This window comes from Streptomyces sp. BBFR2 (assembly GCF_044497305.1).
Lineage (GTDB): Bacteria > Actinomycetota > Actinomycetes > Streptomycetales > Streptomycetaceae > Streptomyces.
On sequence record NZ_CP172415.1, the window covers coordinates 1,413,342 to 1,437,491 of the forward strand.

Sequence of the window (24,150 nt, forward strand, 5' to 3'; positions counted from 1 at the left end):
CCGGGGAAGGAGCCTTCCCCGGGGGCATGGTGCGAGGCGGTGTGCAGGAGGCGCCGTGGCCTCGTTCGTCCGGGCCGGCGCGCGATCCGTCCCGCTCCGACGGTGGCGGTGAGACCGGAGGGCGTCAGGGGCGGTGGTGGCGAACGGACCCGTGGGGCGCCGGCGTGTGGGTGGTGTCGCCGCCGGGGCCGTATATCTGGAAGTTGCCGCTGGCGTGCAGCAGGGCCATGAAGCTGAGCAGGCCGTCGTAGTAGCGGTACTTGCCCGTGGGCGGCTGGAGATTCCACAGCCCCTCGACGAAGCCCCAGGCCCGCGAGTGGGTGGCGGCGAGCGAGGCGGCGCCGTTGGAGGCGATCAGGCCCGGGGAGCGGTCGGCGGACAGCGGGCTGCCGGCCAGGGAGTACTGGCTCACGTAGGCGTCGGCGCCCTTGGAGACGAAAAAGCTCTGCAGGCGGTCGGTGCGGGCCGTCGCGGCGGGGTCGGCAGCCCACCACGCGTGGTCGACGGCCCAGTTGACCGAGGTCCGCCAGGCGTCGAAGCGGAAGTCGCCGTGGTTGCCGGTGTTGTTCGGCGCGCCGCTGAACTCGGCGTAGTCGGGGTTCAGGCCGGTTTCGGGGTGGGTCGCCTTCGTGAAGTAGGCGCGGCTGGCCCGGGCGGCGTCCTTCCAGAACTGCCGGTCCTCGGCCTGCCGGCCCTGGTAGCCGTCGGCCCACCGGGCCCACAGCTCGTAGAAGGCGGGCAGGTGGTAGGACGGGTCGGAGAACTGCGCGGCGGTGCTGTAGGGCACGAAGACCGGCATCTTGCGGGTGCGGTTGAACATGTTGGTGACGCCGTCGACGACGCCGCCGTTCATGTCCTCCTTGTGGAGCATCACGTCGAGGATGCGGTTGGCCTCACCCGTGTAGTCGTAGATGCCCTTGCCGTCGCCCCACCGGTGGCCGGCGAAGAAGAGCGCGGTGGCGAGGTACTCCTCGCCGTCGGTCGCCGGGTTGTCGTCCTTGCAGGAGCCGGTGTACGAGGCCTGCCAGCAGAAGTAGCCGGTACGGGCACCGCTCTTGTGCTGCATGTGCGTCTTCGCCCAGTTCCACATCGCGTCGAACTCGGGCTTCTTGTTGAGCTGGACGGCGATCATCATGCCGTAGCTCATGCCCTCGGAGCGGACGTCGTCGTTGCCGGTGTCCTTGATGTAGGCCAGGGGCCCGTTGCCGTTGGAGCCGGCGGCGTAGTAGAGCCTGCGGTTGTCGTCCGTGTTTCCGAAGAAGGCGTCCCAGTACGCGTTGACCTTGGCGTTGACCTTGGCGTCGGTCAGGGCGGGGTCCCACTCCTTGAACAGGTTGCGGTACTTCCCGCTGGCGTACGCGCCCGTGGCCGGGGGCGTCGGCGCCTGTGACGTCGGCAGGAGCGTCGCACCCTGGGCGGAAGACGTCGTCATGAGGGCCGGCGACAGCAGGCCCGCGCCCAGGGCCAGCAGGGCCAGTGGTGCGACGACGCGAATCCGATGTGAGCGCGCGCCACGACGCGAGTGGGTGGAGAGCATCGTTCTCCTCCTTGAGGGGTCGGCAAGGCCGTCCAGACTCCAGATCCCGGCAGCCGCGAGCGATTCTGAAGCCTGCGCGTAACCCAGGTCAATCCCTATATTCGATTTAGTTTACGAAAGTTTCGACCCTCCTCAACTGAAAGATTCCCAGCTCAAACGGCATGTAGCCGGCCAGGCCCCCTCGACCAGCAGCGATGTGCGCCCGCACTGCCGCCCCACCGATCGAAACAGTGCCGGTAACATCGCCGCAACTCCCCCGCCACATCGGTCGCGACACCGCGGCAACGAGACCGGCCCGACACCCTCCAGGCGGAGCACCGGGGCACGCCCCTCGGGCGGATCACCCAGAAGGCCCGACCGCTCCGCTTTCACCATGCGGGTCGCCCTGCCGCCGCGCCCCCTTCAGGGCAAGGGGGCGACCGGGAGCCTCCCTACAGATACCGATGGCGACCTGCGGGACGCCGGGCCGGGCCGGCCGATCCCCGCCCCTTCACGGCGCCCACCGCCACACGTCTGAGGGTCCGCCCGGCAGTCGCCAATCAGGCATGACGCCCCATCGGAAATCGCCCTCTCCGTGCGTCACGCATGCGTCACGTGCGGCGGACACAGGTCAGGACATCGCGCCCGGCGCAGGTGACACCCTTGGTGCGCACTCAGAGAAACAGCAGGTCAGGCCCCCTTGCCCGCCTTCTCCAAGATCGCCACGCACTCCAGGTGATGCGTCATCGGGAACAGGTCGAACGCCTGGAGGCGGCGGGGTACGTAGCCGGCGTCGCGGAAGTAGGCCAGGTCGCGGGCGAGGGCTGCGGGGTCGCAGGCGACGTAGGCGAGGCGGCGGGGGGCGAGGGAGGCGAGGTGGGTGACGGTTTTGCGGCCGGCGCCGGCGCGGGGCGGGTCAAGGACGATGAGGTCGGCGGAGGTGATGCCGGTGCGGGGCAGGACCTGCTCGACCTTGCCGTGTTCGATGCGGACGCGGTCGAGGTCGGCGAGGTTGTGGCGGGCGTCCTCGGCGGCGCGCTTGCCGGATTCGATGCCGAGGACGGCGCCCTTGTCACCGACGCGTTCGGCGAGCGCGCCGGCGAAGAGACCGACGCCGCAGTAGAGGTCGAGGGCGGTGTCGCCCTTCTTCGGCATCAGGCCCCGCATCACGGCCTCGACGAGGACGTCGGCGGCCATGGGGTGGACCTGCCAGAAGCCGCCGTTGCCGACGCGCCAGGTGCGGTCGGCGGCGCGTTCGCGGACGAAGGGGCGGCCGTGGACGCGGTGGACGCCGCCGTCCTTCTCGTTGATCCGCAGAACCGAGACCGGCTTGTCCAGCTCGACGATGGGCAGCCGGCCGCCGGGGCGCGGGGTGAGGACGACCTGCCGGTCGCTGGAGCCGGTGGCGGCGATCGCCTCGACGGTGGCGATCTGCGGCCAGTCGCGCTTCTCGATGCCGAGTTCGGTGACGCCGGGGGCGGCGATCAGGCAGCGGTCGACCGGCTGCACGTCGTGGGAGCGGTGCTTGCGCAGACCGGCGTGGCCGTCGGCGTCGATGGCGTACTGGACGCGGGTGCGCCAGGCCGGGACCTCGCCCTTGGCGACCTTGTCACCGGGGGCGGGGGCGACGGTGCCGTCCCAGCGGGCCTCCTCGGGGGTGAGGCCGGCGAGCCGGGCGAGCTGTTCGGTGAGGACGGCGCCCTTGAGGCGGCGCTGGGCGCCGGGCGCGGCGTGCTGCCAGTCGCAGCCGCCGCACTTGCCGGGGCCGGAGAACGGGCACGGCGCCTCGACGCGGTCCTTGGACGGGGTGTGGATCTCCACGGCGTCGGCGCGCAGGAAGCGGGCGCCCTCGGCGCCCTCCGTGACGCGGGCGGTGACGCGCTCGCCGGGCAGGGCGTGGCGGACGAAGAGGACCTGGCCCTCGTCGGTGCGGGCGATGCAGTGGCCGCCGTGGGCGACGGGACCGACCTCGACCTCGTACTCCTCGCCGACCAGCGACTTCTCGGGTTCTGTCTGCATGGCGGGCGAAGCTCCAAAGGGTGGGACCGGCGCGGCGGGGCCGCGGCCGGGTACGGCGGACGACAGCCTTCGAGTCTACGTGCCGCCGTGCCGTGCCCCGTGCCGGGCGCCTCGCGCGCGCCCGGCACGGCCTCGCTCATTTGCGGGGTGCGGCCTTGTCCTTCTTCGGCGGGCTGACCGGACCGCGGCGGACGGCGCCCGGCGCGTTCCACTCGGCGCGGCGGCGGGCCCGCTTCTTGGCCGCCTCGGAGGAGTCGAGCTGCCAGGGGACGGAGGTGACCATCACGCCGGGGGTGAACAGCAGCCGCCCCTTGAGGCGCAGCGCGGACTGATTGTGGAGCAGGTGCTCGTACCAGTGGCCGACGACGTACTCCGGGATGTAGATCGAGACGACGTCGCGCGGGGATTCGTTGCGGAGCGTCTTGACGTAGTCGACGACGGGGCGGGTGATCTCGCGGTAGGGCGAGGCGAGGACCTTGAGGGGGACCTCGATGCCGCGGCGCTCCCATTCGGCGCGCAGCGCCTTGGTGTCCGCCTGGTCGACGTCGACGCTGACCGCCTCCAGGGTGTCGGAGCGCATCAGCTTGGCGTAGTTCAGGGCCCGCAGGGTCGGCTTGTGGACCTTGGAGACGAGGACGAGGGAGTGCACCCGGGAGGGGCGGACCACGTCGTCGTCGGGAGCGTCCGCGGCGGCGATCTCCTCGGAGACCCGGTCGTAGTGGCGGCGGATCGCGGTCATCGTGACGAAGAAGATGACCATGCCGAGGAGGGCCACCCACGCGCCGTGGGTGAACTTCGTCAGCAGCACGACGACGAGGACCAGACCGGTCAGCGTGGCGCCGAAGGCGTTGATCGCGCGGGAGCGGTGCATGCGGTTGCGGGCCGCCGGGGACTTCTCGGTGCGCAGATGGCGGTTCCAGTGCCGGACCATGCCGATCTGGCTGAGCGTGAAGGAGACGAAGACGCCGACGATGTAGAGCTGGATCAGCCGGGTGGAGTCCGCGCCGTAGATATAGACGAGGACGGCGGCGGCGCCGGCGAGCAGCACGATGCCGTTGGAGAACGCGAGGCGGTCACCGCGGGTGTGCAGTTGGCGGGGGAGGTAGCGGTCCTGGGCGAGGATCGAGCCGAGGAGCGGGAAGCCGTTGTAGGCGGTGTTCGCGGCGAGGAAGAGGACCAGCGCGGTCGCCGCCGCGAGGATCACGAAGAGGAACGAGCCCTTGCCGAAGACCGCTTCGGCGACCTGCGAGATGACCGGGTTCTGGGTGTATCCGGAACCGACCGGGTGACCGTGGTCGAGCAGGTCGGTGGCGGGCTTCTCCGCCATCTTCACGCCGGTGGTCATGGCCAGCGCGATGATGCCGCAGAACATGGTGACGGCCAGACCGCCCATGAGGGCGAGGGTGGCGGCGGCGTTCTTCGACTTGGGCTTGCGGAACGCCGGGACGCCGTTGGAGATCGCCTCGACGCCGGTGAGCGCCGCACAGCCGGAGGAGAAGGCGCGCAGCAGCAGGAAGATCAGCGCGAAGCCGGCCAGTCCGCCGTTCTCGGCGTGGATGGTGTAGTCGGCGGTGGGCGCCTTCATGCCGTGGCCCAGGATCACCCCGCGGAAGACGCCCCAGAGGATCATGAGGAAGACGCCGGCGACGAAGACGTACGTCGGGATGGCGAAGAGCTTGCCCGACTCCTTGACGCCGCGCAGGTTCATCAGCGTCAGCAGCACGATGACGGCGATCGCGCAGAGCGTCTTGTGCTCCACGACGAAGGGGATCGCCGAGCCGAGGTTCTCGATGCCGGAGGAGATGGAGACGGCGACGGTCAGGACGTAGTCGACCAGCAACGCGCTGGCGACGGTCAGCCCCGCCTTGGGTCCGAGGTTGGTGGTGGCGACCTCGTAGTCACCGCCGCCGCTCGGGTAGGCGTGCACGTTCTGCCGGTACGACGCGACGACGGTGAACATCAGCACCACGACGGCGACCGCGATCCACGGGCTGAAGTGGTACGCCGACACGCCCGCCACGGAGAGCACCAGCAGCACCTCGCCCGGGGCGTAGGCCACGGACGAGAGCGGGTCGGAGGCGAAGACGGGAAGGGCGATGCGCTTGGGGAGAAGGGTCTCGCCGAGCTTGTCGCTGCGCAGTGCGCGCCCGATGAGAATGCGTTTGGGCACGTCGGTCAGTTTGGACACGGAGAGGATGCTAAGCCTTCGCCGCGGGCGCGGCCCACCCGCCACCCGCCTCGCGGAAGCGGCGGGTGGCGGGTGGCACAGCGCCGTCCCAGGGTGTTCACCGGACGCGCACATCTCCCCCACGGGGGCCCGTACGGGGTCAGCCGGTGCGCCACGTCCGCTTGATCTCGGCCCAGCGGCGGGCCTGCCCGGGGGTGAGGCGGCCGCGCAGCTCGGCGAGTTTGAGGAGGTTGGCCTCGGCGCCGCCGGTGAGCGTCCGGGCCTCGGCGCGGTAGTGGTCGTCGAGCAGCGCCTCGGTCTCCGTGTCATTCATCACGGGCACCAGCCGGGCGGCGAGCTTGTTGGTGTTGCGGTACGAGCCCTGGAGGAGGAACGGCGGCTCGGTGCGGGTGGCGTCGGACCGCGCGGCGGAGTCGATGTACTCACGGTTGACGGCGAGGACGGTCTCCGTCACGCGCAGCAGGGTGCGCAGTACGGCGAGGAGCTGCTCCAGTTCGGCGGGGGCGTAGGGGCGGACGAGGCGGTCGGCGTGGGCGGTGGGGTCGCGGCGGGCGAGGCGGACGAGCAGGTCGGTGTCGGCGCGGTCGCGGGTGGCGAGCGGGGCGAGGTGCGGGTTGGCGGTCAGCGCGTTCTCGATGTGGGAGAGGGCGAACAGCTCCTCCTTGCCCGCGAGGACGTCGCCGAGGTCGTGGACGTCCGCGCGGTTGGCGAGCATGTCGGGCAGCCGGAAGCGGCGGCCGGACCCGGTGTAGGGGTTGCCGGCCATGCAGACGGCGAACCGCTTGCCGCGCAGGTCGTAGCCGCGGGCCTCGCCGTTCCGGACGCCTTCCATCCGGCGCTGGGCGTCGCAGAGCGGGATGAACTTCTGGAGGAGTTCGGGCGAGGTGTGCTGGATGTCGTCGAGGTGGAGGAGGACGTTGCTGCCCATCTCCAGGGCGAAGGAGATCTTCTCGACCTCGCGGCGGGCGGCGGCGTCGGGGGCGGCGGCCGGGTCGAGGGAGGTGGTGTGCTGCCCGAGGGCGGGCCCGTCGACCTTGACGAGGACGAGGCCGAGGCGGGCGGCGACGTACTCCAGCAGGGTCGTCTTGCCGTAGCCGGGCGGGGAGAGCAGGAGCAGCAGGCCCTGGCTGTCGGTGCGGCGGCCGGCGCCCGCGGTGCCGAGTTGGGTGGCGAGGTTGTCGCCGATGAGCGGCAGGTAGACCTCGTCGATCAGGCGGTTGCGGACGAAGGCGGGCATGACCTGCGGGCGGTAGGAGTCCAGGCGCAGGCGGTGGCGTTCGGCGTCGAGGAGCGCGGCGCGGTGGCGGGTGTAGGCGCGGTGCGCGGGGACACGGTGGGCGCGGAAGGCGCGGGTGCGGTCGAGAAGTTCGTCGAGGCGGAGCGGGAGGGTGCCGTCGGTGAGGGCCGGGTGGCTGCCGAGGAGGCCGTCGACGGCGCAGGTCACGGGGGCGTCGACGGGGCGGCGGGGCAGGTCGGGGCCGCAGAGTTCGATGGCGGCGGCTTCGGGGAGGTCGGGGTGCGCGGCACCGGCGTAGCCGCCGAGCCAGGCGGTGACGAGCTGGTGGCGGGCGGCGAGGTCACCGCCGAGGGCGGTCAGGTCGTCGGCGTACTCCTCGACGGCGGCGGAGCCGGGGCCGCCGAGGGCCTGGTGGAAGCCGGTCAGCAGGGTGCGGGCGGCGGCGCCCGTGGCGAAGCGGGGGCTGCCCTCGGCCAGCTCCTCGACGAGGTACGTGCCGAGGGGGGCGGGATCCGACGCGGCGGCACCGTCCGGGGCGCCGCCGGGCCCGGGGGACGCCGGGCCGGGCAGGCCGGTGGCGGTCAGGAAGGCGGTGGCGGCGCCGGTCAGCTCGGCGGCGAGGGCGTCGGTGCCGTCGGCGCGGCCGAAGCGGGCGCGGGCGCGGGCCAGCGAGCGGGCGCGGGTGGCCCAGGCGGCGCGGGCCGCGGGACCGGCGCCGTGCTGCCAGAAGAGCTGGGCGGCGGCGCGGACGCGCGGGGTGAAGCGGAGCGGTCCGGCGTCGGCGCGCAGCCGCAGCAGGGCGTCGAGGACGGCGGTGGCGTCCCGGTCGTGGACGCCGCGGTCGTACCCCTCGTCGTACCGGGCCTGGGCGGCGGCGCGGACCAGGTCGGGCAGGGTGCCGTCGGCGCGCGCCGCGTACAGGGCGTCCAGGGTCTGGCCGTCGTGGCCGCGTTCGGCGTGGTCGAGGAGGAGGGCGGCGAGGTGTTCGGCGCGGTAGACGGACGGGGACTCGGAGGCGAGGGGCTCGTCGCGGAACTCCCGGAAGGCACGGTCGCCGGCCAGGCGGGGGTCGTCGACCGGGGCGCGGTAGTCGGTGCCGGTGACGGCGAAGGCGAGGCCGTCACCGTGCGGGACGAGGGTGAGGTCGAGGGGCTGGGTGTTGACGGCGAAGCGGTGGCGGCCCAACCGCAGGGTGCCCTCGGTGTCGTAGAGGTCGGCGCGGTCGCGGAGGGCGCGGACGGCTTCCTGGCGGGCGGCGGCGAGGCGGCCCTCCAGCTCGCCGGCGCGTACCGGGTCGGCGAGGGTGCGCAGTTCGGCGGCGGTGGCGCGGACCTTCGCGACGAGCGGGTCGGCGGCGAAGTAGGCGTGGATGTCGTCGGCGGCGGTCAGCGCGCGGGCGCGGCGGGTGACGGTGGAAAGGACGCGGTCGGCGGATTCGGCGAGCCGGTCGGTGTGGCGGGCGCGGGCGTCGAGCTGGGCCTGTTTGCGGGCGGCGAACGCCTCGTGGATCTCGTCGCGCCGCTCCGCGATCCGGGCGAGGCGGGCGTCCGTCACATCGTCGGCGCCGCCGTCGGGCCCGCCGAAGCGCGCTTCGAGGTCCTCCACCTGGAGGAGCAGCGCGGCGAGTCGCGTATCGCACTCCTCGGGCGTGGCGGCGTCGGCGAAGGCGCCGGAGACCGACTGGCCGAGGAGGGCGAGACGGGCGGCGAACTCCTCCCTGCCTTCGGCCTCGGCGAGGGTGCGGCGGCGGGCGTCGAGGGCGGCGCGGGCGCGGTTGACGGCGCCGAGGGCGTCGCCGACGCGGCCGAGGACGGCGGTGCGGACGGTGGTGTCGTCGAGGTCGAGGGTGGCGACGGTGTCGGTGACGGTGCGCAGGCCCTCGGCGACCTCGTCGATCCGGGCGGTCAGGGCCGCGGCGTCGGCGGTGGTGGCGAGGGCGGACGCCTCGTCGGTGAGCGCGGCGACGGTGCGGTGCGTGGTGGCGAAGGCGTCGTCGGCGGCGAGGAAGGTGACGGCGCGGCGGGCGGTGGCGGCGAGGTCGTCGGTGAGACCGGCGGCGAGCGCGTCCAGTGCGGTGAGGTCGGTGTAGCGGACCTCGCGCAGCGACTCCAGGCGGCCCTGGGCGCGGCGCAGTGCGGTGAGGTGCCCGGCCCAGGCTGCGGTGTCCTCGGGCTGTTCGCCGCGGATCCGGCGGACCAGGGCGGTGGTCTCGGCGGTGGCGCGCGCCAGTTGCTCGGCGGCGCTCTCGCGGAGTGCGGTGACCCGGGCGTACTCCTCGACGACCCGGGTGGCGGTCTCGCGGACGTCGGCGAGGGGTCCGGCGGGCGCGCCGAGATCGGGGTCGGCCAGCCAGTGGTGGGTGTCGGCGGCGCGGGTGGCGGCCGCGGCGAGGGCGTCGTAGACGGCGGCGGACGGCTCCCTCTCGGCGGCCATCCGGGCCACACCGAGCAGATCGGCGATGCCGGAGACCAGTCCGGCGTTGCCGACGCGGGCGAGCGGGCCGTCGCCCTGCGGGCGGGCGGCGGCGTACGCGTCGGAGGTGAAGGGGGTCTGCCAGACCTGGAGCGGGTGGACGCGGGCCGCCTCGGTGCCGGTGGCCCGGAGCACGGCGAGGGTGCCGTCGGCGAAGAGGGCGTGGCCGCGGCCGGTGAGCGGGGCGGCGGCCTCCTCGCGGATGACGTTGTACGGCAGCAGCAGGGTGTGGCCGTCGGCGGGGCGGCGGAAGACGTAGAGGACGTCCTCGCCGTTGGGTGAGCGGACCGCGCGGGCGAACTCCAGGCCGTCGGCGGCGGTGCCGAAGAGCTTGGTGGCGCCGGTGGCGAGGTGGTAGCCGCCGGGGAAGACGAGGCCCTGCCCGTCGGGGAGGGCGCGGCAGGCCCGGCCCACGGCGTCGATGCGCCGCGCGGTACGGGTGCGGGTGTGGTACACGAGGCAGCGGACGGTCTCCTCGTTGTACGGGCGGACGCGCAGCAGGATCAGCGGGCCGGTGCGGGCGTGCTCCACCTCGGCGTCGGCGAGCGACTGGAGCGGTTCGTCGACGGGCTCGGAGTGGATGCCGTCGGGCGTGGTGGTGTCGTTCTCCGCCTTGAGGGTGAGACGGCCGCCGGAGACGGAGACGTACACGGCGCCCTGGACGGCGAGGTGCGGATGGCGTCCGGTGACGTGGTCCTCGCGGGTGGCGGCGGTCCAGACGACGTCGTGGGCCGGCGGGTCGGTGAGGTCGCGTTCGCCCTTGTCGTCGAGGTAGGCGGGGGTGCCGTCGGCGGCGATCCGCCAGCGCAGCGCCCGCAGGTCGCCGGGGCGCCGGCCGGTGCGGAAGACGGCGAGCAGCAGGGAATCGGTGCGGCGCAGTTCGCACAGCCGGGCCTGACGGTAGTAGCGGTGCAGTCCGGCGAGGTCGCGGCGGAAGCGCGGGTCGTCGAGGAGGCCGGGCAGCGCGCCGGGGGCGGCCGGGGCGAGGGCGTCGCCGTCGCGGCGGTACAGCGCGAAGACGTCATCGGGTCCTGGCTCGGCGGTGGTGGCCGGCGGGTGGTGGCCGAACAGCAGATGGCCGCCGACCTCGACGACGTCGCCGGGCAGGCAGGGCGCGGCGCTCTCCAGTTGCCCGGTGGCGCGCAGTTCCAGGCCCGCGCCGCCGAACTCCTCGGTGCGGCGGGCGTTGAGGGCGCGGGCCCGTTCGGCCAGCTCCCCCGCGGCGGCCAGCAGCCGGTCGCGCAGCACCTCGTACGTGCCGTCGCCGGGCGAGACGTCCGGCCCGCGGTCCGCCGGGACGCCCGGCGCGGTGTCCGGTGTGTGCTGCGCGCTGTCGGTGTTCACTCTCGGCTCTCCCCGGTTCTCTCCCGGTGGCCCGGCACCGCTGCCGGGCCACCGGGCTGCTGACGTCGTAGGGGCGGACGGGGCCGGCCCCGTGCGCGCGCCCCGTCCGCCTGCCCCGTGCGGGCTACGCGACCGGTGCCGCGGAGCCGTTCACGGCGGTGGGGCCGTCGGGTGCGGCGGCCGGTGCGGCGAGGCCGCCGAGGTCGCCGAGGCGCAGACCGTCCAGTCCGTTGGCGCGGACCGCGTCCAGCAGGCCCTGGAGCGGTGCGGCCTGCGGGCCGCCGCCGGCGATCAGCCGGCCGAGCGCCGCGGCGAGGGTGAGGTCGCGCAGTCCGGCGGCGCCGAGTCCGCCGAGCATCGCGCCGAGGTCCCCGGTGAACGTCGAGTGCTCCTTGTCGAGCCAGGGCGCCGCGACGGTACGGACCGTCTCGGAGCGGTCGACGAGGGCGTCGAGGCCCTTGGCGGTGCCGATGGAGCCCACGACCTTGTCGAAGAAGGCGCTCTCGCCGCCGACGATGTCGATCCGGGCGTTCTCCAGTCCGGTGGCGAGCACCGTCGCCTGTGCCTCGGCGACCTGCCGCCGCACCTCGATGTCGGCGAGCCGGATGTCCTTCTCGGCGGCGAGCCGCAGCCGGTACTCCTCGTGCTCCCGGCTCGCGGCGTCCAGCGCGGCCATCGCCCGGGCCTTCTCGGTGAGCCCGGCGGCCTCCGCCTTCAGCTTCTCGCCGATGGCGACGGCGTCGGCGTGCGCCTGCGCGGTCGTCCCCTCGGCCTCGGCGAGCGCCTTGGCGCGGGCGCCGTCCGCCTCGGCCCGCAGCAGCGCCGCGGCGGCCTCGGCCTCGGCGCGCCCGGACCGCTCGATGACCTCGGCGTTCCGCTCGCGGACCTGCACCTCGGCGAGGCCGGCGGCCGCCGCCTCGGCCTGCGCGCCCTCGGCCAGCCGGATCTTGGCCCGGGCGTCCAGTTCGGCGGTCTTGTGGCGGGTCTCGGCGAGGGTGATCTCCTCGGCGGCGCGGTGGGTGGCCGCCGCCTCCGCCGCCTCGGCCGCCTTGATGTCCTTGACCAGCCGCTCCTGCGCCTCGGCCTCGGCGCGGATGATCAGCGACTGCCGCTCGCGCTCCGCCTCCTCGACGGTGCGCAGCTTCTTGATCTCCTCCTCCTGCGCGGCGACGGTCTTCTCGACGGCGATGCGCTCGCGGATGACGTCGGCGATCTCCCGCTTCTCCGCCTCGACCTCCTTGTCCGCGGCGATCCGGGTCAGTTGCGTCTCCCGCTCCCGGGCGATGACCTCCAGCAGCCGGTCCTTCTCGATGCGCTCGTTCTCGATGGCGACGATCCGCTCCCGGTTCTTGACCGCCACCACGATCTCCCGCTCGCGGTTCTCGTTCTGGACGCCGAGCGCCTCCTCCGTCTTGAGGTGCGCGGACTGGGCCCGCAGCCGCTCCTCGGCCTGCACCCGCGCCGTCTCGGCCTCCTCCTTCGCCCGGACGATCTCGATCTCCCGCTGCTGCTTGATCTCCGCGTCGGCCTGGCGCCGCTGGAGTTCGAGGACGGCCTCGCGGGCGTCGACGTTCTGCCGGGTGATCTCCTTCTCCTCGTTGCGCTGGAACTCGTTGGTGCGGACGTGCTCGATCGCGGTGAGTTCGGTGATCTTGCGGATGCCCTGCGCGTCGAGGATGTTGGCCGAGTCGAGCTGCGACAGCGGCGTCTGCTCCAGATAGTCGATCGCCGCGTCCTCCAGGCTGTAGCCGTTGAGGTCGGTACCGATGACCGCGATGATCCGGTCCCGGAACTCGTCCCGCATCGTGTACAGGTCCTGGAAGTCCAGTTGCTTGCCGACGGTCTTGAGCGCCTCGGAGAACTTCGCGGCGAACAGCGCCTGGAGGGTGGTGTCGTGGCTGGCCCGCTCGGTGCCGATGGCCTGCGCGACCTTGACGACGTCCTCCTTCGTCTTGTTGACGCGGACGAAGAAGGCGATGCGGATGTCGGCGCGGATGTTGTCCTTGCAGATCAGGCCCTCGTGCCCGGTGCGGCCGATCTCGATGGTCTTCACCGAGATGTCCATCACCTCGGCCTTGTGCAGCACCGGCAGCACCACCGCACCGGTGAACGTCACCTCCACCTTGCGGTACTTGGAGACGATCAGCGCCTGGCCCTGGTGGACCTTGCGGTAGAGGCGGGTGACGGCGAAGACCGCGACCAGCACGAGGAGGACGGCTACGGCGACAGCTACGCCGATTCCTATGGTGAGGGCATCCATCGATAAATCCCTGTGTCGATTCGGGAGGGTGACGACGTGACGGGACCCGGCGCGCGGCATGCGGCGGCGCACCTGAGGGCGGGTGACTGCCGCGGGTGTGCGGCAGTCACTCAGACGACGGGTTCGTGCGGGTCCAGCGCACCGTCGAAGGGCGTGACCCGGAAGAACTCGCCGTCGGCGTCGTAGGCGTAGATGAGGGCGCTGCTGCCCGCGGTCAGCCCGCTGTCGTCGGTGCGGACCTGGACGACGGCGGTGGAGCCGTCGTCGGCGCGGACCTCCGCCTGACCGAAGTCGGCGGCGACGCGGCCGGTCCGTACGGTGCAGACGCGGCCGATGAAGTCGTCGCGGGAGGCGACCTTCTCGGGCGGCAGCACGCGGCGGGCGAGGCGTCCGGCGAGGCGCACCCCGGCCCAGGCCACCACGAGGGCGACGGGCAGGGTGGCGGCGCGCGGCGGCCCCGCGGGCAGCAGCGCCGCACCGGCCAGACAGACCAGCCAGGCCGACAGCAGGCCGAGCGACAGCGAGACCGTCACCGGAAGTCCGGCGCCGGCTGCGTCATCGGTGCCGGCGTGGCCACCCTCACCCCCGTCGAGGATGTGCACGCCGGCGCCGCCGACCAGCACCAGCAGCCAGTACACGGCGACGACGACCAGGGCGAAGCTGAAGAGCGCCGCCGGAAAGGCCAGCGCGGCTCGCAGAAATTCGGCCATGATCGTTCCCCCGTTGTGCCGCCGGTGGCGGTACCGCTGTCGATGCACGCATCCTGGCAGCGGGGCGGGGGAGAACACATTGCCGGTTCCCGGCAATCTTTATGCGTTCTTGATGGCCTGTTATCGCCAACCGACATCCCTGGCGGCCCGGGGCGCCGGGACGGGCCGGGCGACGGCGCCCCGTCCGGCCCCTCAGGTCACAGCGGGGTGCCCGGCCAGCCCAGCGCGCGGGCTCCGAGCGCCGCCGTCTCCAGGGTGAAGCGCTGCAATCCGTCGGCGGGGTCGTAGCCGGTGAGGAGCTTGATGCGCTCCAGCCGGTAGGAGAGGGTGCGCACGCTCACCGACAGGCGGCGGGCCGCCTCGGCGTTGACGTATCCGGCGGCGGCGCACGCCGACAGCGTCTCCAGCAGCGGTCCGGCGCCGCCGCGCGCCTCGGTCAGCGGGCCCAGGACGCTGCGGACGAGGTCGGCCATGGCGGCACGGTCGCGCAGCAGCACCGGGAAGACCAGCAGGTCAGCGGCGCGCAGCACCGGTCCGGACAGCTCCAGTTGCTCGCCCAGCTCCAGGGTGCCGAGCGCCTCCTCGTAGGAGCGGACCACTCCCTGGGGGCCGGTGTGCGGGCGGCCGATGGCGACCCGCCGGGCGCCTTCCCGGCCGCCCACCGCGGCGCGGGCGCTGGTCGCGAAGGTTTCCAGGAGGGCCGGTTCGGCGCTGGCCGCGATGCAGACCAGCCGCCCGCCCTTGGTGGTGATGAGCGCGTCCCGGTCGCCGAACCGGCCGATCAGCTCGCGCTCCACGCGCCCGGCGACGGGGTGGACGTCGTCGTACGGGCCGCTGCCCTCGGCGACCGCGACGGCGTGCGCGCGGGCCAGCCGCAGTCCGAACCGCTCCGCGCGCTCGGCGAGCCGCCCCAGATCGCTGCGACCGTAGAGCAGATCGTCGACGAACTCCCGGCGGGCGGCCTCCTCCTCACGCAGCGCCAGCCGCGTCGCCCGCTCATGGCCCTCGCCGAGCGCGGCGACAGCCGCCTCCACCGCGCCGAGCAGCGCGTCACCGGTGCGGGCGCACTCGGTGACCCCGGCGGCACGGGCGACGCCGGGCAGGGTGCCCCAGACCCGGCGGGTCTCACCGAGGTAGAGGCCGACCAGCTCCCGCAGGCCGTGGCCCGCCTCGGCGGCCCGCTCCCCCAGGTCGCGCAGGGCCTCCCGCTCGGGGCGGCCGAGCGTCCGGCCGGTGGCCGAGACCTCGCCGAGCAGCGTGGCGTACCCGTCGAGGAAGGTGTCGGATATCGCGGCGGGCATGCGGCGGTTCACCGGGCGCCGCCGCACCGCGCGCCGGTGGCGCCGCCCCGTCCGAACCGGCCCGCGGACCGCTCTCCCCCGTACCGCTCCACCACGTCACGCACTCCCCGCACCTTCCTTGCCGGATCCCGGACATCTCGATGCCTCAATCCTGCCGGATCCCGGAAGCGGCCGGACGCCGGCCCAGCAGATCACCGAGCCCTTCGCGGGTGACGGCCAGCAACACCCGGTCCTGCGGGCGCAGTACGTAGTCGTCGCCGAGTTCGTGGACGAGGCGGGCGGGCTCCCGTTCCACCCCGTCCGGTTCGGCGGGCGGGGTGTCCGCTCCGGCGCCGTCGGGCGCGGAGGTGTCCACCGCCAGCACCCGCAGCAGACCGGGACGGAGCACCTCGGCGACGGTGCGGCCGGCCAGTTCCGGATGGGCGCGCGCCTCGACCCGGGCCACCAGCAGGACACGGCGCTCCACCGGGATCGCGCCGATGATCTGACGGCCCATGAGCGCACCGGCGAAGGCGGGCGCCGCGAGGAAGGTGACGCTGCGGCTGCGGGTCAGGGCCCGCGGATGCGCGGCGCGCAGCGTGCGGTAGACCGCCGTGGCGAACCGGTCGTCGAACAGCCGCAGCGTCACCCGCAACCGCGGAGTGAGCGACCTGGCGTAGAGCGCCGCCTCCAGATTGGTGGAATCCACGCTGGTCAGGGCGAGCAGCGTACGGGCCCTCCCTATCTTGGCGGCCTCCAGGACGCCCTCGTCGGTGACGTCACCCAGCACGACGGGCACCCGCAGGCGGCGGGCGACCGGGATGCCCCGCGCCTCCGGGTCGGCCTCGACGCACACCACGGGGATGCCCATCTCGTGCAGACGGGTCAGCACCCGGGTACCGACCTTGCCCAGGCCCAGCAGGACGACATGGCCGGACAGTCCACGCGGCGGACGGCGCAGCGTGGCGGCGCTGCGGAACGTCCCCAGCGCCTCCAGCACCGCGGCGATCAGCACCGGCAGCAGCAGCAACCCGGTCAGTCCGGACAGCAGTTGGAGGACCTTGCGGGCGGGGGGTTCATCGACGGCCGGGTCGTTGATGGCGAACAGGTCGAGCAGCGAGAGATACGCGGCGCGCAGCGGTGACTCGCCGGTGGTGAGCGTGGCGGCGATGGCCAGCGCCAGCACCGCGCCGACGATTCCGGCGATCGACCAGCGCAACCGGCGGGAGAACAGCGAGCCGAGCGGCGCACCACGCCCGCGCAGCGCACGGGGCCGCGACTGCCACCCTCCGTAGGTGACGTTCTCCAGGACGACGGCGTTGCCGCCCGCCTCCCGCGCCGCGGCGGTGGCCTCCGCGCCGGGCAGCATCACCGGCCCGTCGTCGTCGGCGCCGCGCGACGCGCCCCGGTGGCGGCCCGCCCGGTGGCCCTCCCCCGGGTCGTCGGCGGCGGGGGACAGCAGCGCGAGGGTGCACAGCGGGGTGCCGGTCCCCCGGGGCGCCGTGCCGGGGCCGCGCTCCACGGCGCGCAGCAGCAGCCCGTCCGCCTCGATGACCTTGCTGGTGCCGGCGACGGCGGTGGCCGCGAGGGCGGGCGCGACGGTGTCCGCGTCGGAGAGCACGGTCGTCGACGCGTCGATCCGTTCGGGGTCCGCCGGACCGGTGTCCGCCGCCGCCACCGCCGCCGCCTGGTCGAGCAGCGCCTCCACGTGCTGGCCGAGCTTGCGGTTGTAGAGGCGGATGACCAGCCGCAGCCGGGGGTTGAGGCGGCGGGCGCGCAGCGCGGCGTGGATGTTGGTCTCGTCGTCGTCGTAGACGAGCGCCAGGGCCTCGGCCCCGGGCACGCCCGCCTCGATCAGCGTCGCGTCGTCCGCCTCGGCCGACTCCAGGATGCGGACGCTCTCCTCGGGCGGCACGCCGTCATCCGCGCCCGGCCCGTCGGACGGCAGCAGGGAGGTACGGGCCACCGCCGCGGTGACCCGCCCGATCAGCGCGGAGGCCCGCCCCAGGCCGCGCAGCGACGGCGGGATACGGGGCCGGTGCGGCTCCCGGGCGGACGGCAGGACGAGGGTGACGCGTTCGCGGTAGACGTCGCGGAGTTCGGCCGCGATGCGGTGGGCGAGGGCGTCGTCCCCGCAGACCACCATCGAGGGCGATGACAGCGGCGGCGGGGCGAACGGACTCTGGTGAGGCAGGGACACCCGCGTAGCGTGCCTCATGATCACCGAACGCCGCACCCGGCCCCACGGGCTCCGCACCAGCCACGGCACGGGGCGCACGGGGCGGAGCGCGGCCCGTACGGGGCGGCCGGACGCGAGGCCCGTACCGGGCGGGCCGCACGGGGCGACCGGGCCGATGCGAGGTCGCACGGGGCGGGGACGGGGCCGCGACGGGCGGGGCGCGCGGCCGTCCCCGGCGGACCGTCGCCCGCTCGTGCCCATCCGCCAGGTATCCGGAATCCCATTTCCCACTTCGCTCGGTGGCCGTCGCCTCACCGACCGCGCACACCACCCTTCCGGGGCGCCCCCGAGCCCCCCGCGGATGCGTACGGCACGGGGGTTGCCGCTTAAGCTCGTCCCCGGGCGGCGCCGTACCGGCGCGGCCCGTCGTTGCCCGGTCGGTGGAGAGAGAAGAGTGAGCAGGGTGTTCGTGCGGGTCGGCGGAGTGACCAGGACTGCGGGGTAGGTGGACGTGCACATCGTCATCATGGGATGCGGGCGGGTCGGCTCCGCGCTCGCCCAGACCCTGGAGAGCCAGGGCCACACCATCGCCGTCGTCGACCAGGACCCGACCGCGTTCCGCCGCCTCGGCTCGTCGTTCGGCGGCCGCCGGGTGACCGGCGTCGGCTTCGACCAGGACACGCTGCGCGAGGCCGGCATCGAGGAGGCGGGCGCGTTCGCCGCGGTCTCCAGCGGCGACAACTCCAACATCATCGCCGCCCGCGTGGCCCGCGAGATGTTCGGCGTCGAGAACGTCGCGGCCCGGATCTACGACCCGCGCCGCGCCGAGGTCTACCAGCGGCTGGGCATCCCCACCGTCGCCACGGTCCGCTGGACCGCCGACCAGATGCTGCGGCGGCTGCTGCCGTCCGGCGCCGAGCCGCTGTGGCGCGATCCGAGCGGCGGTGTCCAGCTCGCCGAGGTGCACACCGCCCCGTCCTGGGTCGGCCACAAGATCAGCAAACTTCAGGAGGAGACCGGCGTCCGCGTCGCCTTCCTCACCCGGCTGGGCGAGGCGATGCTGCCGACCTCCCAGACCGTGCTGCAGGAAGGCGACCTGGTACACGTCATGATGCGCACCGACGACGTCGAAACCGTCGAGGCGGCATTCGCCGAAGGTCCCGAGGAGGCCCACGCATGAGGGTCGCGATTGCCGGAGCCGGCGCGGTGGGCCGTTCCATCGCGGGCGAGCTGCTGGAGAACGGTCACGAGATCCTGCTCATCGACAAGGCGCCGACCGCCATCTCCGTCGAGCGGGTACCGCTCGCCGAATGGCTGCTGGCCGACGCCTGCGAGATCACCTCGCTCGACGAGGCGGCACTGCAACGCTGCAACGTCGTCATCGCGGCGACCGGCGACGACAAGGTCAACCTCGTCGTGTCGCTGCTCGCCAAGACGGAGTACGGCGTGCCGCGGGTCGTCGCCCGGGTCAACAATCCGAAGAACGAGTGGCTGTTCAACGAGGCATGGGGCGTGGACGTCGCCGTCTCCACCCCGCGGCTGATGTCCGCCCTCGTCGAGGAGGCGGTGAGCGTCGGCGACCTCGTACGGCTGCTGCGCTTCAGCCACGGCGACGCCAACCTCGTCGAGCTGACACTGCCCCCGGAGGCGGCGCTGGCCGGCACCCGGGTCGGCGACGTCGACTGGCCCGAGGACACCTCGCTGGTCACCATCATCCGCGGCACCCGCGTCCTGACGCCCAACAAGGAGGACGCGCTGGAGGCGGGCGACGAGCTGCTGTTCGTCGCGGCGCAGTCGCGCGAGGAGCAGTTGGAGGACCTGCTGTCGGTCCGCCGTAAGGACGCCTGAGCGGCACGCGCACGGCGAAGGGCCCGGGAACCGTGATGGTTCCCGGGCCCTTCGGGCGTCCGGAAAGCGGTACGCCGCGCCGGTCAGCGGCGGTGGCGCGGACCGTCCGACGGCACCGGCCGCCCGGCGGCCGCCGCCTGCTCGGCCCGCTGCGCCTTCTCGGCCTTCTCCGCTTCCTCGGCCGCCTCCATCTCCGCGAACACATCGATGGGCGGCGGCGCCTTCGCCAGGAAGACCCAGGTCAGATAGACCGCCAGCAGGAACGGCGGGATCTTCAGCGCGATCAGCACCCAGCCGAGCTGTGTGGTGTCCGCCCACCAGTACAGCGGGAAGAGGATCGCGCACTTGGCGAAGAGGATCAGCCCCCACGCCCAGCTGGCCTTGGCGTACGCGGCCTTCCGGCCGGGGTTACGGGTGCGCCAGGAGAGGTTCTCCTTGAACACCGGGCCCAGGATCAGCCCGATCAGCGGCACCCCCGCCACCGTCGTCACCATGTACGCCAGCGCCAGGCCGAGGGTGTAGAGCATGCCCGGCAGGTAGAAGTCCTTGGCGTTGCCGGTCATCATCGCGAAGACGACGCCGAACGCGACGCCGAAGACGCCGCTGAGCGCGTGCTTGAGGGTGCCCTTCCGGACCAGCCGCACCGCGGCCAGCACCAGCGACACCGCCAGCGCCGCGATCGCCGAGGACTTCAGGTCCTTGTTGACCGTGAAGACCGTGACGAACAGCAGGCCCGGCAGCACGGTCTCCACCATGCCCCGCACCCCGCCGAACGCCTCGAACAGCGCCGCCTCGGTGACGGCCCTGCCGTCCCCGTCCGGGCCCTCGCCCCCGGGGCCGGACGCCGCGGCGGGCGGCGGCTGCGGGGATGCGTCAGTGGTCGGTCGGTCGGTCGACGTCACCGGTCACTCCTGTCCGAGCGGTCGGAGTTCGTACTTCGGATTGAAGAGCACCCGGCGTCCATGACTCATCGAGACACGGCCCGAGGCGATGAGCTTGCGGCCCGGCTCGATGCCGACGATGGAACGGCGGCCGAGCCAGACCACGTCGAGGGCGGCCGAGCCGTCGAACAGCTCCGCCTCCAGCGCGGGCACCCCGGCGCGCGGCCGCAGCGTCACATGGCGCAACGTACCGGTGACCTTCACGATCTGCCGGTCGTCGCAGTCGGATATCCGGGTGCAGCCCGTCGCCTGCGTATCCTCCCGCAACTCGGCGGACTGCAGCTCCTCCTCGGAGGACGACAGCCTGTCGAGCATCCGGCGGAAACGGCCGGCCGGCTTCTCGGATCGGGTCCCAGCACTCATGAACCCAGCGTACCGGTGCCCACCGACACCACCCACGGCGTGCGCGCACCGGGGGCGGGCGCACGGGGCGACGCCACGGGGCGCACACCCGCGGCTACGGCTCGAAGCGGTACCCCATGCCCGGCTCCGTCACGAAGTGCCGCGGATGCGACGGGTCCGCCTCCAGCTTGCGGCGCAACTGCGCCATGTAGACCCGCAGATAGTTGGTCTCCTTGCCGTACGACGGCCCCCAGACCTCCTGGAGCAGTTGCTTCTGGCTGACCAGTCGGCCGGAGTTGCGCACCAGCACCTCCAGCAGATGCCACTCCGTGGGTGTCAGCCGGATGTCCCGGCCCCCGCGGTTGACCTTCTTCGCCGCGAGATCGACGGTGAAGCCCGGCGTCTCCACGACCACGTCCGCCTCCGCGGGCCCGGTCGGCTCCGCCCGCCGCACCGCGGCCCGCAGCCGCGCCAGCAGCTCGTCCATCCCGAACGGCTTGGTGACGTAGTCGTCGGCGCCCGCGTCCAGCGCCTCGACCTTCTCGTCCGATGTCTGCCGCGCGGACAGCACCAGGATCGGCACCCGCGTCCACCCCCGCAGCCCCTTGATCACCTCGACGCCGTCCATGTCCGGCAGGCCCAGGTCCAGCACCACGACATCGGGATGGCGGGCGGCGGCCAGCTTGAGGGCCGTGGCCCCGTCGGGGGCCGCGTCGACCTCGTACTTGCGCGCCTTCAGGTTGATCACGAGGGCCCGCACGATCTGCGGCTCGTCATCGACCACGAGCACCCGGTTCACTGACGTTCTCCTCGCGAAGTCGGGACCCCGGGCACCTGGCCCGGGGAACGGAAAGGGGGACGGCCGGCGACCGCGCCGACCGGACCGTACGGGGTGGGGACACCCCCGGACACCGCGCCAGCGCCGCGGTCCGCGGGCCCGGCGCCCGGCCCGCTCATGTGAAGGCCCCGGCGGCGGACGACCGCGGCCCGGCGGAGGGCGGCCGGTCCTCCGCCGCCCGCAGGGTGAGCACCATCGTCATCCCGCCGCCCGGGGTGTCCTCCGCGGCGAGCGTGCCGCCCATCGCCTCGGTGAAACCGCGCGCCACGGCCAGCCCCAGGCCCACGCCCGCACCACGCGGCGCGTCCCCGTACCGCTGGAACGGCTCGAAGATCCGGCCCTTCGCCTCGTCCGGCACGCCCGGCCCCCGGTCCACGATGCGCAGCTCGACCCGGTCACCCAGCGCACTCGCCGCCACCAGCGCCTGCGCGCCCTCCGGGCTGTACTTCACGGCGTTCTCCACCAGATTGGCGACCGCCCGCTCCAGCAGCCCCGGATCGACCGCGACGATCGGCACCGCCTCCGGGATGTCCAGCGTCACGCTGCCGTCCGGCACCCCGCCCAGCGCCATCGGCACCACCTCGTCCAGATCGATGCCCCGGATCAGCGGGGTGACGGTGCCGGTCTGCAGCCGCGACATGTCCAGCAGATTGCCCACCAGGTGATCCAGCCGGTCCGCGCCCGCCTCGATCCCCGCCAGCAGCTCCGCCTCGTCCTCCGGGGACCACGCCACGTCGTCGGAGCGCAGCGAGGTCACCGACGCCTTGATCCCGGCCAGCGGGGTCCGCAGATCGTGACTGACCGCCGCCAGCAGCGCCGTACGGATGCGGTTGCCCTCCGCCAGCTCCTGGGCCCGCGCCGCCTCCCCCATCAGCCGCTGCCGGTCCAGGACGACGGCCGCCTGCGCGGCGAACGCCGCCAGCACCCGGCGGTCCTCGGCCGGCAGCACCCGGCCGCTCAGCGCCAGCGCCATGTGGTCACCGACCGGCATGTCGACATCCGCGTCCTCCGGGCGGCGCAGCGGCACGCCCTTCGCCGGTTCGCCCACCCGCCCCGCGCACGTCCACGGGTCGACGTCGCTGTCCCGCTCCAGCAGCGCCACCGCGTCCATCGCGAACGTCTCCCGCACCCGCTCCAGCAACGCGTCCAGGCTGGTCTCCCCGCGCAGCACGCTGCCCGCGAGGAACGACAGGATCTCCGACTCGGCCCGCAGCCGCGCCGCCTGCTGGGTACGGCGCGCCGCCAGGTCCACCACCGACGCCACCGACACGGCCACCGCGAAGAAGATCACGATGGCGACGAGGTTCTGCGGATCGCTGACCGTCAGGGTGTGCGTCGGTGGCGTGAAGTAGAAGTTCAGCAGCAGCGACCCGACCGCCGCCGACGCCAGCGCCGGCAACAGCCCGCCCAGCAGCGCCGCCAGCACCGTCAGGAAGAGGAACAGCAGCACGTCGTTGGCGAGCCCCGGCCCGTCGTCGATCCGGTACAGCAGCAGCGACAGCAACACCGGCGCCACCACGCCGACCAGCCACCCGGCCACGATCCGCGCCCGCCCCAACCGCGCCCCGCGCGCCACCGGCAGCCCGCGGCCCTTCGCCACCTCGTCGTGCGTGACGATGTGGACGTCGAGGTCCGGCCCCGACTCCCGGGCGACCGTCGCCCCCACCCCCGGCCCGAACACGTACTGCCAGCTCTTGCGGCGGCTGGAGCCCAGCACGATCTGCGTGGCGTTCACCCCTCGCGCGAACTCCAGCAGCGCCGCCGGGATGTCGTCGCCGATGACGTGGTGGAACGTCCCGCCGAGGTCCTCCACCAGCGTGCGCTGCACGGCCAGTTCCTTCGGGGACGCGGACGTCAGCCCGTCACTGCGCGCGATGTAGACGGCGAGCACCTCGCTGCCCGACCCCTTGGCGGCCATCCGCGCGGCGCGGCGGATCAGCGTACGGCCCTCGGGTCCGCCGGTGAGGCCGACGACGATGCGCTCCCGCGCCTGCCACGTACTGCGGATGGAGTGCTCGGCGCGGTACTGCTGCAGATACTCGTCCACCCGGTCGGCGACCCACAGCAGCGCCAGTTCGCGCAGCGCCGTCAGGTTGCCGGGGCGGAAGTAGTTCGACAGTGCGGCATCGACCTTGTCCGGCTGGTAGATGTTGCCGTGCGCCATGCGGCGACGCAGCGCCTGTGGCGACATGTCGACAAGCTCCAGTTGTCCGGCGCGCCGCACCACCTCGTCCGGGACGGTCTCCTGCTGCCGGACGCCGGTTATCGACTCGACGACATCACCGAGCGACTCCAGATGCTGGATGTTGACGGTCGAGATCACCTCGATGCCCGCCTCCAGCAGCTCCTCGATGTCCTGCCAGCGCTTCTCGTTGCGTGAACCGGGCACGTTGGTGTGAGCCATCTCGTCCACCAGCGCCACCGCCGGGCGCCGCGCCAGCACCGCGTCGACGTCCATCTCGGTGAACGTGGCGCCGCGGTACTCCATCTCGCGCCGCGGCACCTGCTCCAGTCCGTGCAGCATCACCTCGGTACGCGGCCGCCCGTGCGCCTCGACGAACGCCACGACGACATCCGTACCTCGCTCCACACGCCGGTGCGCCTCGGACAACATCGCGTAGGTCTTGCCGACGCCCGGCGCCGCACCGAGATAGATCCGTAGCTTGCCGCGTGCCATGGCCCCATTGTCTTACGTGAAGGCCGCCCCCACCGGGCTGAGCCTGCTCCCGACAGTACCCACCGCCCCCTCCCGACGGCCCCCGGGAACGGACCGGAGCACCGGTTTTGACACGACCCTGATGGGTGGGACAGGCGTGTCGGGTGTGACACCACCCGAGGCGGGCCATGGGTGGCGGGGCGGCCCCGGGGCAAGGTACAGCCCTGGGCGGGAAGAGTCCGGAACCCGGCCGCGGCCGGAAAGCGGGCTCGGTCCGGAGCCGGGGCGGGGCCAGGCGCACGGTCCACGCCGCCGCGCGC

At 73.4% G+C, this 24,150-nt stretch carries 14 protein-coding genes; 2 read left to right on the plus strand and 12 right to left on the minus strand.

Going from position 1 to position 24,150, the window contains the following annotated elements:
- Positions 1–124: 124 nt before the first annotated feature.
- The 8 genes from ACGH2B_RS04895 to ACGH2B_RS04930 all read right to left on the minus strand — a co-directional run bounded on the left by ACGH2B_RS04895 (position 125) and on the right by ACGH2B_RS04930 (position 17,172).
- Positions 125–1,537 carry a glycosyl hydrolase family 8 gene (locus ACGH2B_RS04895; RefSeq protein ID WP_399084631.1) on the minus strand — a complete coding sequence of 471 codons (1,413 nt, stop codon included), beginning with the start codon at positions 1,535–1,537 and terminating at the stop codon, positions 125–127.
- Positions 1,538–2,206: 669 nt separating this feature from the next.
- Positions 2,207–3,535, minus strand: a complete 1,329-nt coding sequence (locus ACGH2B_RS04900; protein WP_399084634.1) for a class I SAM-dependent RNA methyltransferase — start codon at positions 3,533–3,535, stop codon at positions 2,207–2,209.
- A gap of 136 nt (positions 3,536–3,671) precedes the next feature.
- Positions 3,672–5,723, minus strand: a complete 2,052-nt coding sequence (locus tag ACGH2B_RS04905) for an APC family permease (protein WP_399084637.1) — start codon at positions 5,721–5,723, stop codon at positions 3,672–3,674.
- A gap of 139 nt (positions 5,724–5,862) precedes the next feature.
- Complete coding sequence (locus ACGH2B_RS04910; protein ID WP_399084640.1) at positions 5,863–10,776, minus strand: DNA repair ATPase; 4,914 nt, start codon at positions 10,774–10,776, stop codon at positions 5,863–5,865.
- A gap of 124 nt (positions 10,777–10,900) precedes the next feature.
- Positions 10,901–13,036: a flotillin family protein gene (locus tag ACGH2B_RS04915; protein ID WP_399084643.1), complete on the minus strand. Its 2,136-nt coding sequence runs from the start codon at positions 13,034–13,036 to the stop codon at positions 10,901–10,903.
- A 110-nt stretch (positions 13,037–13,146) separates the two neighbouring features.
- On the minus strand, positions 13,147–13,746 hold the full coding sequence (locus ACGH2B_RS04920) for a hypothetical protein (RefSeq protein WP_399084646.1): 600 nt from the start codon (positions 13,744–13,746) through the stop codon (positions 13,147–13,149).
- A 197-nt stretch (positions 13,747–13,943) separates the two neighbouring features.
- Entirely contained in the window at positions 13,944–15,047 is a 1,104-nt protein-coding gene (locus tag ACGH2B_RS04925; protein ID WP_399084649.1) for a PucR family transcriptional regulator, read from the minus strand.
- 145 nt (positions 15,048–15,192) lie between these two features.
- Entirely contained in the window at positions 15,193–17,172 is a 1,980-nt protein-coding gene (locus ACGH2B_RS04930) for an NAD-binding protein (protein WP_399096711.1), read from the minus strand.
- Between the two features lie 544 nt (positions 17,173–17,716).
- On the opposite strand from ACGH2B_RS04930, the gene ACGH2B_RS04935 reads away from it, so the two are divergent.
- Positions 17,717–18,385, plus strand: a complete 669-nt coding sequence (locus tag ACGH2B_RS04935; RefSeq protein WP_399096714.1) for a potassium channel family protein — start codon at positions 17,717–17,719, stop codon at positions 18,383–18,385.
- Positions 18,382–19,053: a TrkA family potassium uptake protein gene (locus ACGH2B_RS04940; RefSeq protein ID WP_030285300.1), complete on the plus strand. Its 672-nt coding sequence runs from the start codon at positions 18,382–18,384 to the stop codon at positions 19,051–19,053. The genes ACGH2B_RS04935 and ACGH2B_RS04940 overlap by 4 nt, the downstream gene beginning before the upstream one ends.
- Before the next feature lie 83 nt (positions 19,054–19,136).
- On the opposite strand, the gene ACGH2B_RS04945 is transcribed toward ACGH2B_RS04940, so the two are convergent.
- The 4 genes from ACGH2B_RS04945 to ACGH2B_RS04960 all read right to left on the minus strand — a co-directional run bounded on the left by ACGH2B_RS04945 (position 19,137) and on the right by ACGH2B_RS04960 (position 23,851).
- Positions 19,137–19,955 carry a DUF3159 domain-containing protein gene (locus ACGH2B_RS04945; protein WP_399084653.1) on the minus strand — a complete coding sequence of 273 codons (819 nt, stop codon included), beginning with the start codon at positions 19,953–19,955 and terminating at the stop codon, positions 19,137–19,139.
- A gap of 3 nt (positions 19,956–19,958) precedes the next feature.
- A complete protein-coding gene (locus ACGH2B_RS04950) occupies positions 19,959–20,357 on the minus strand; it encodes an OB-fold nucleic acid binding domain-containing protein (RefSeq protein ID WP_078654088.1) in 399 nt (132 codons plus the stop codon).
- 94 nt (positions 20,358–20,451) lie between these two features.
- On the minus strand, positions 20,452–21,135 hold the full coding sequence (locus tag ACGH2B_RS04955; protein ID WP_399084656.1) for a response regulator: 684 nt from the start codon (positions 21,133–21,135) through the stop codon (positions 20,452–20,454).
- A 154-nt stretch (positions 21,136–21,289) separates the two neighbouring features.
- Positions 21,290–23,851: a DUF4118 domain-containing protein gene (locus ACGH2B_RS04960; RefSeq protein WP_399084659.1), complete on the minus strand. Its 2,562-nt coding sequence runs from the start codon at positions 23,849–23,851 to the stop codon at positions 21,290–21,292.
- Positions 23,852–24,150: the final 299 nt, after the last annotated feature.

What these genes read in the sequence shown, in the direction of transcription:
- ACGH2B_RS04915 (WP_399084643.1), bottom strand. Translation starts at nt 13,036, where the DNA reads ATGGATGCCCTCACCATAGGAATCGGCGTAGCTGTCGCCGTAGCCGTC.
- ACGH2B_RS04950 (WP_078654088.1), bottom strand. Translation starts at nt 20,357, where the DNA reads ATGAGTGCTGGGACCCGATCCGAGAAGCCGGCCGGCCGTTTCCGCCGG.
- ACGH2B_RS04940 (WP_030285300.1), top strand. Translation starts at nt 18,382, where the DNA reads ATGAGGGTCGCGATTGCCGGAGCCGGCGCGGTGGGCCGTTCCATCGCG.
- ACGH2B_RS04900 (WP_399084634.1), bottom strand. Translation starts at nt 3,535, where the DNA reads ATGCAGACAGAACCCGAGAAGTCGCTGGTCGGCGAGGAGTACGAGGTC.
- ACGH2B_RS04895 (WP_399084631.1), bottom strand. Translation starts at nt 1,537, where the DNA reads ATGCTCTCCACCCACTCGCGTCGTGGCGCGCGCTCACATCGGATTCGC.
- ACGH2B_RS04925 (WP_399084649.1), bottom strand. Translation starts at nt 15,047, where the DNA reads ATGCCCGCCGCGATATCCGACACCTTCCTCGACGGGTACGCCACGCTG.
- ACGH2B_RS04920 (WP_399084646.1), bottom strand. Translation starts at nt 13,746, where the DNA reads ATGGCCGAATTTCTGCGAGCCGCGCTGGCCTTTCCGGCGGCGCTCTTC.
- ACGH2B_RS04930 (WP_399096711.1), bottom strand. Translation starts at nt 17,172, where the DNA reads ATGGTGGTCTGCGGGGACGACGCCCTCGCCCACCGCATCGCGGCCGAA.
- ACGH2B_RS04960 (WP_399084659.1), bottom strand. Translation starts at nt 23,851, where the DNA reads ATGGCACGCGGCAAGCTACGGATCTATCTCGGTGCGGCGCCGGGCGTC.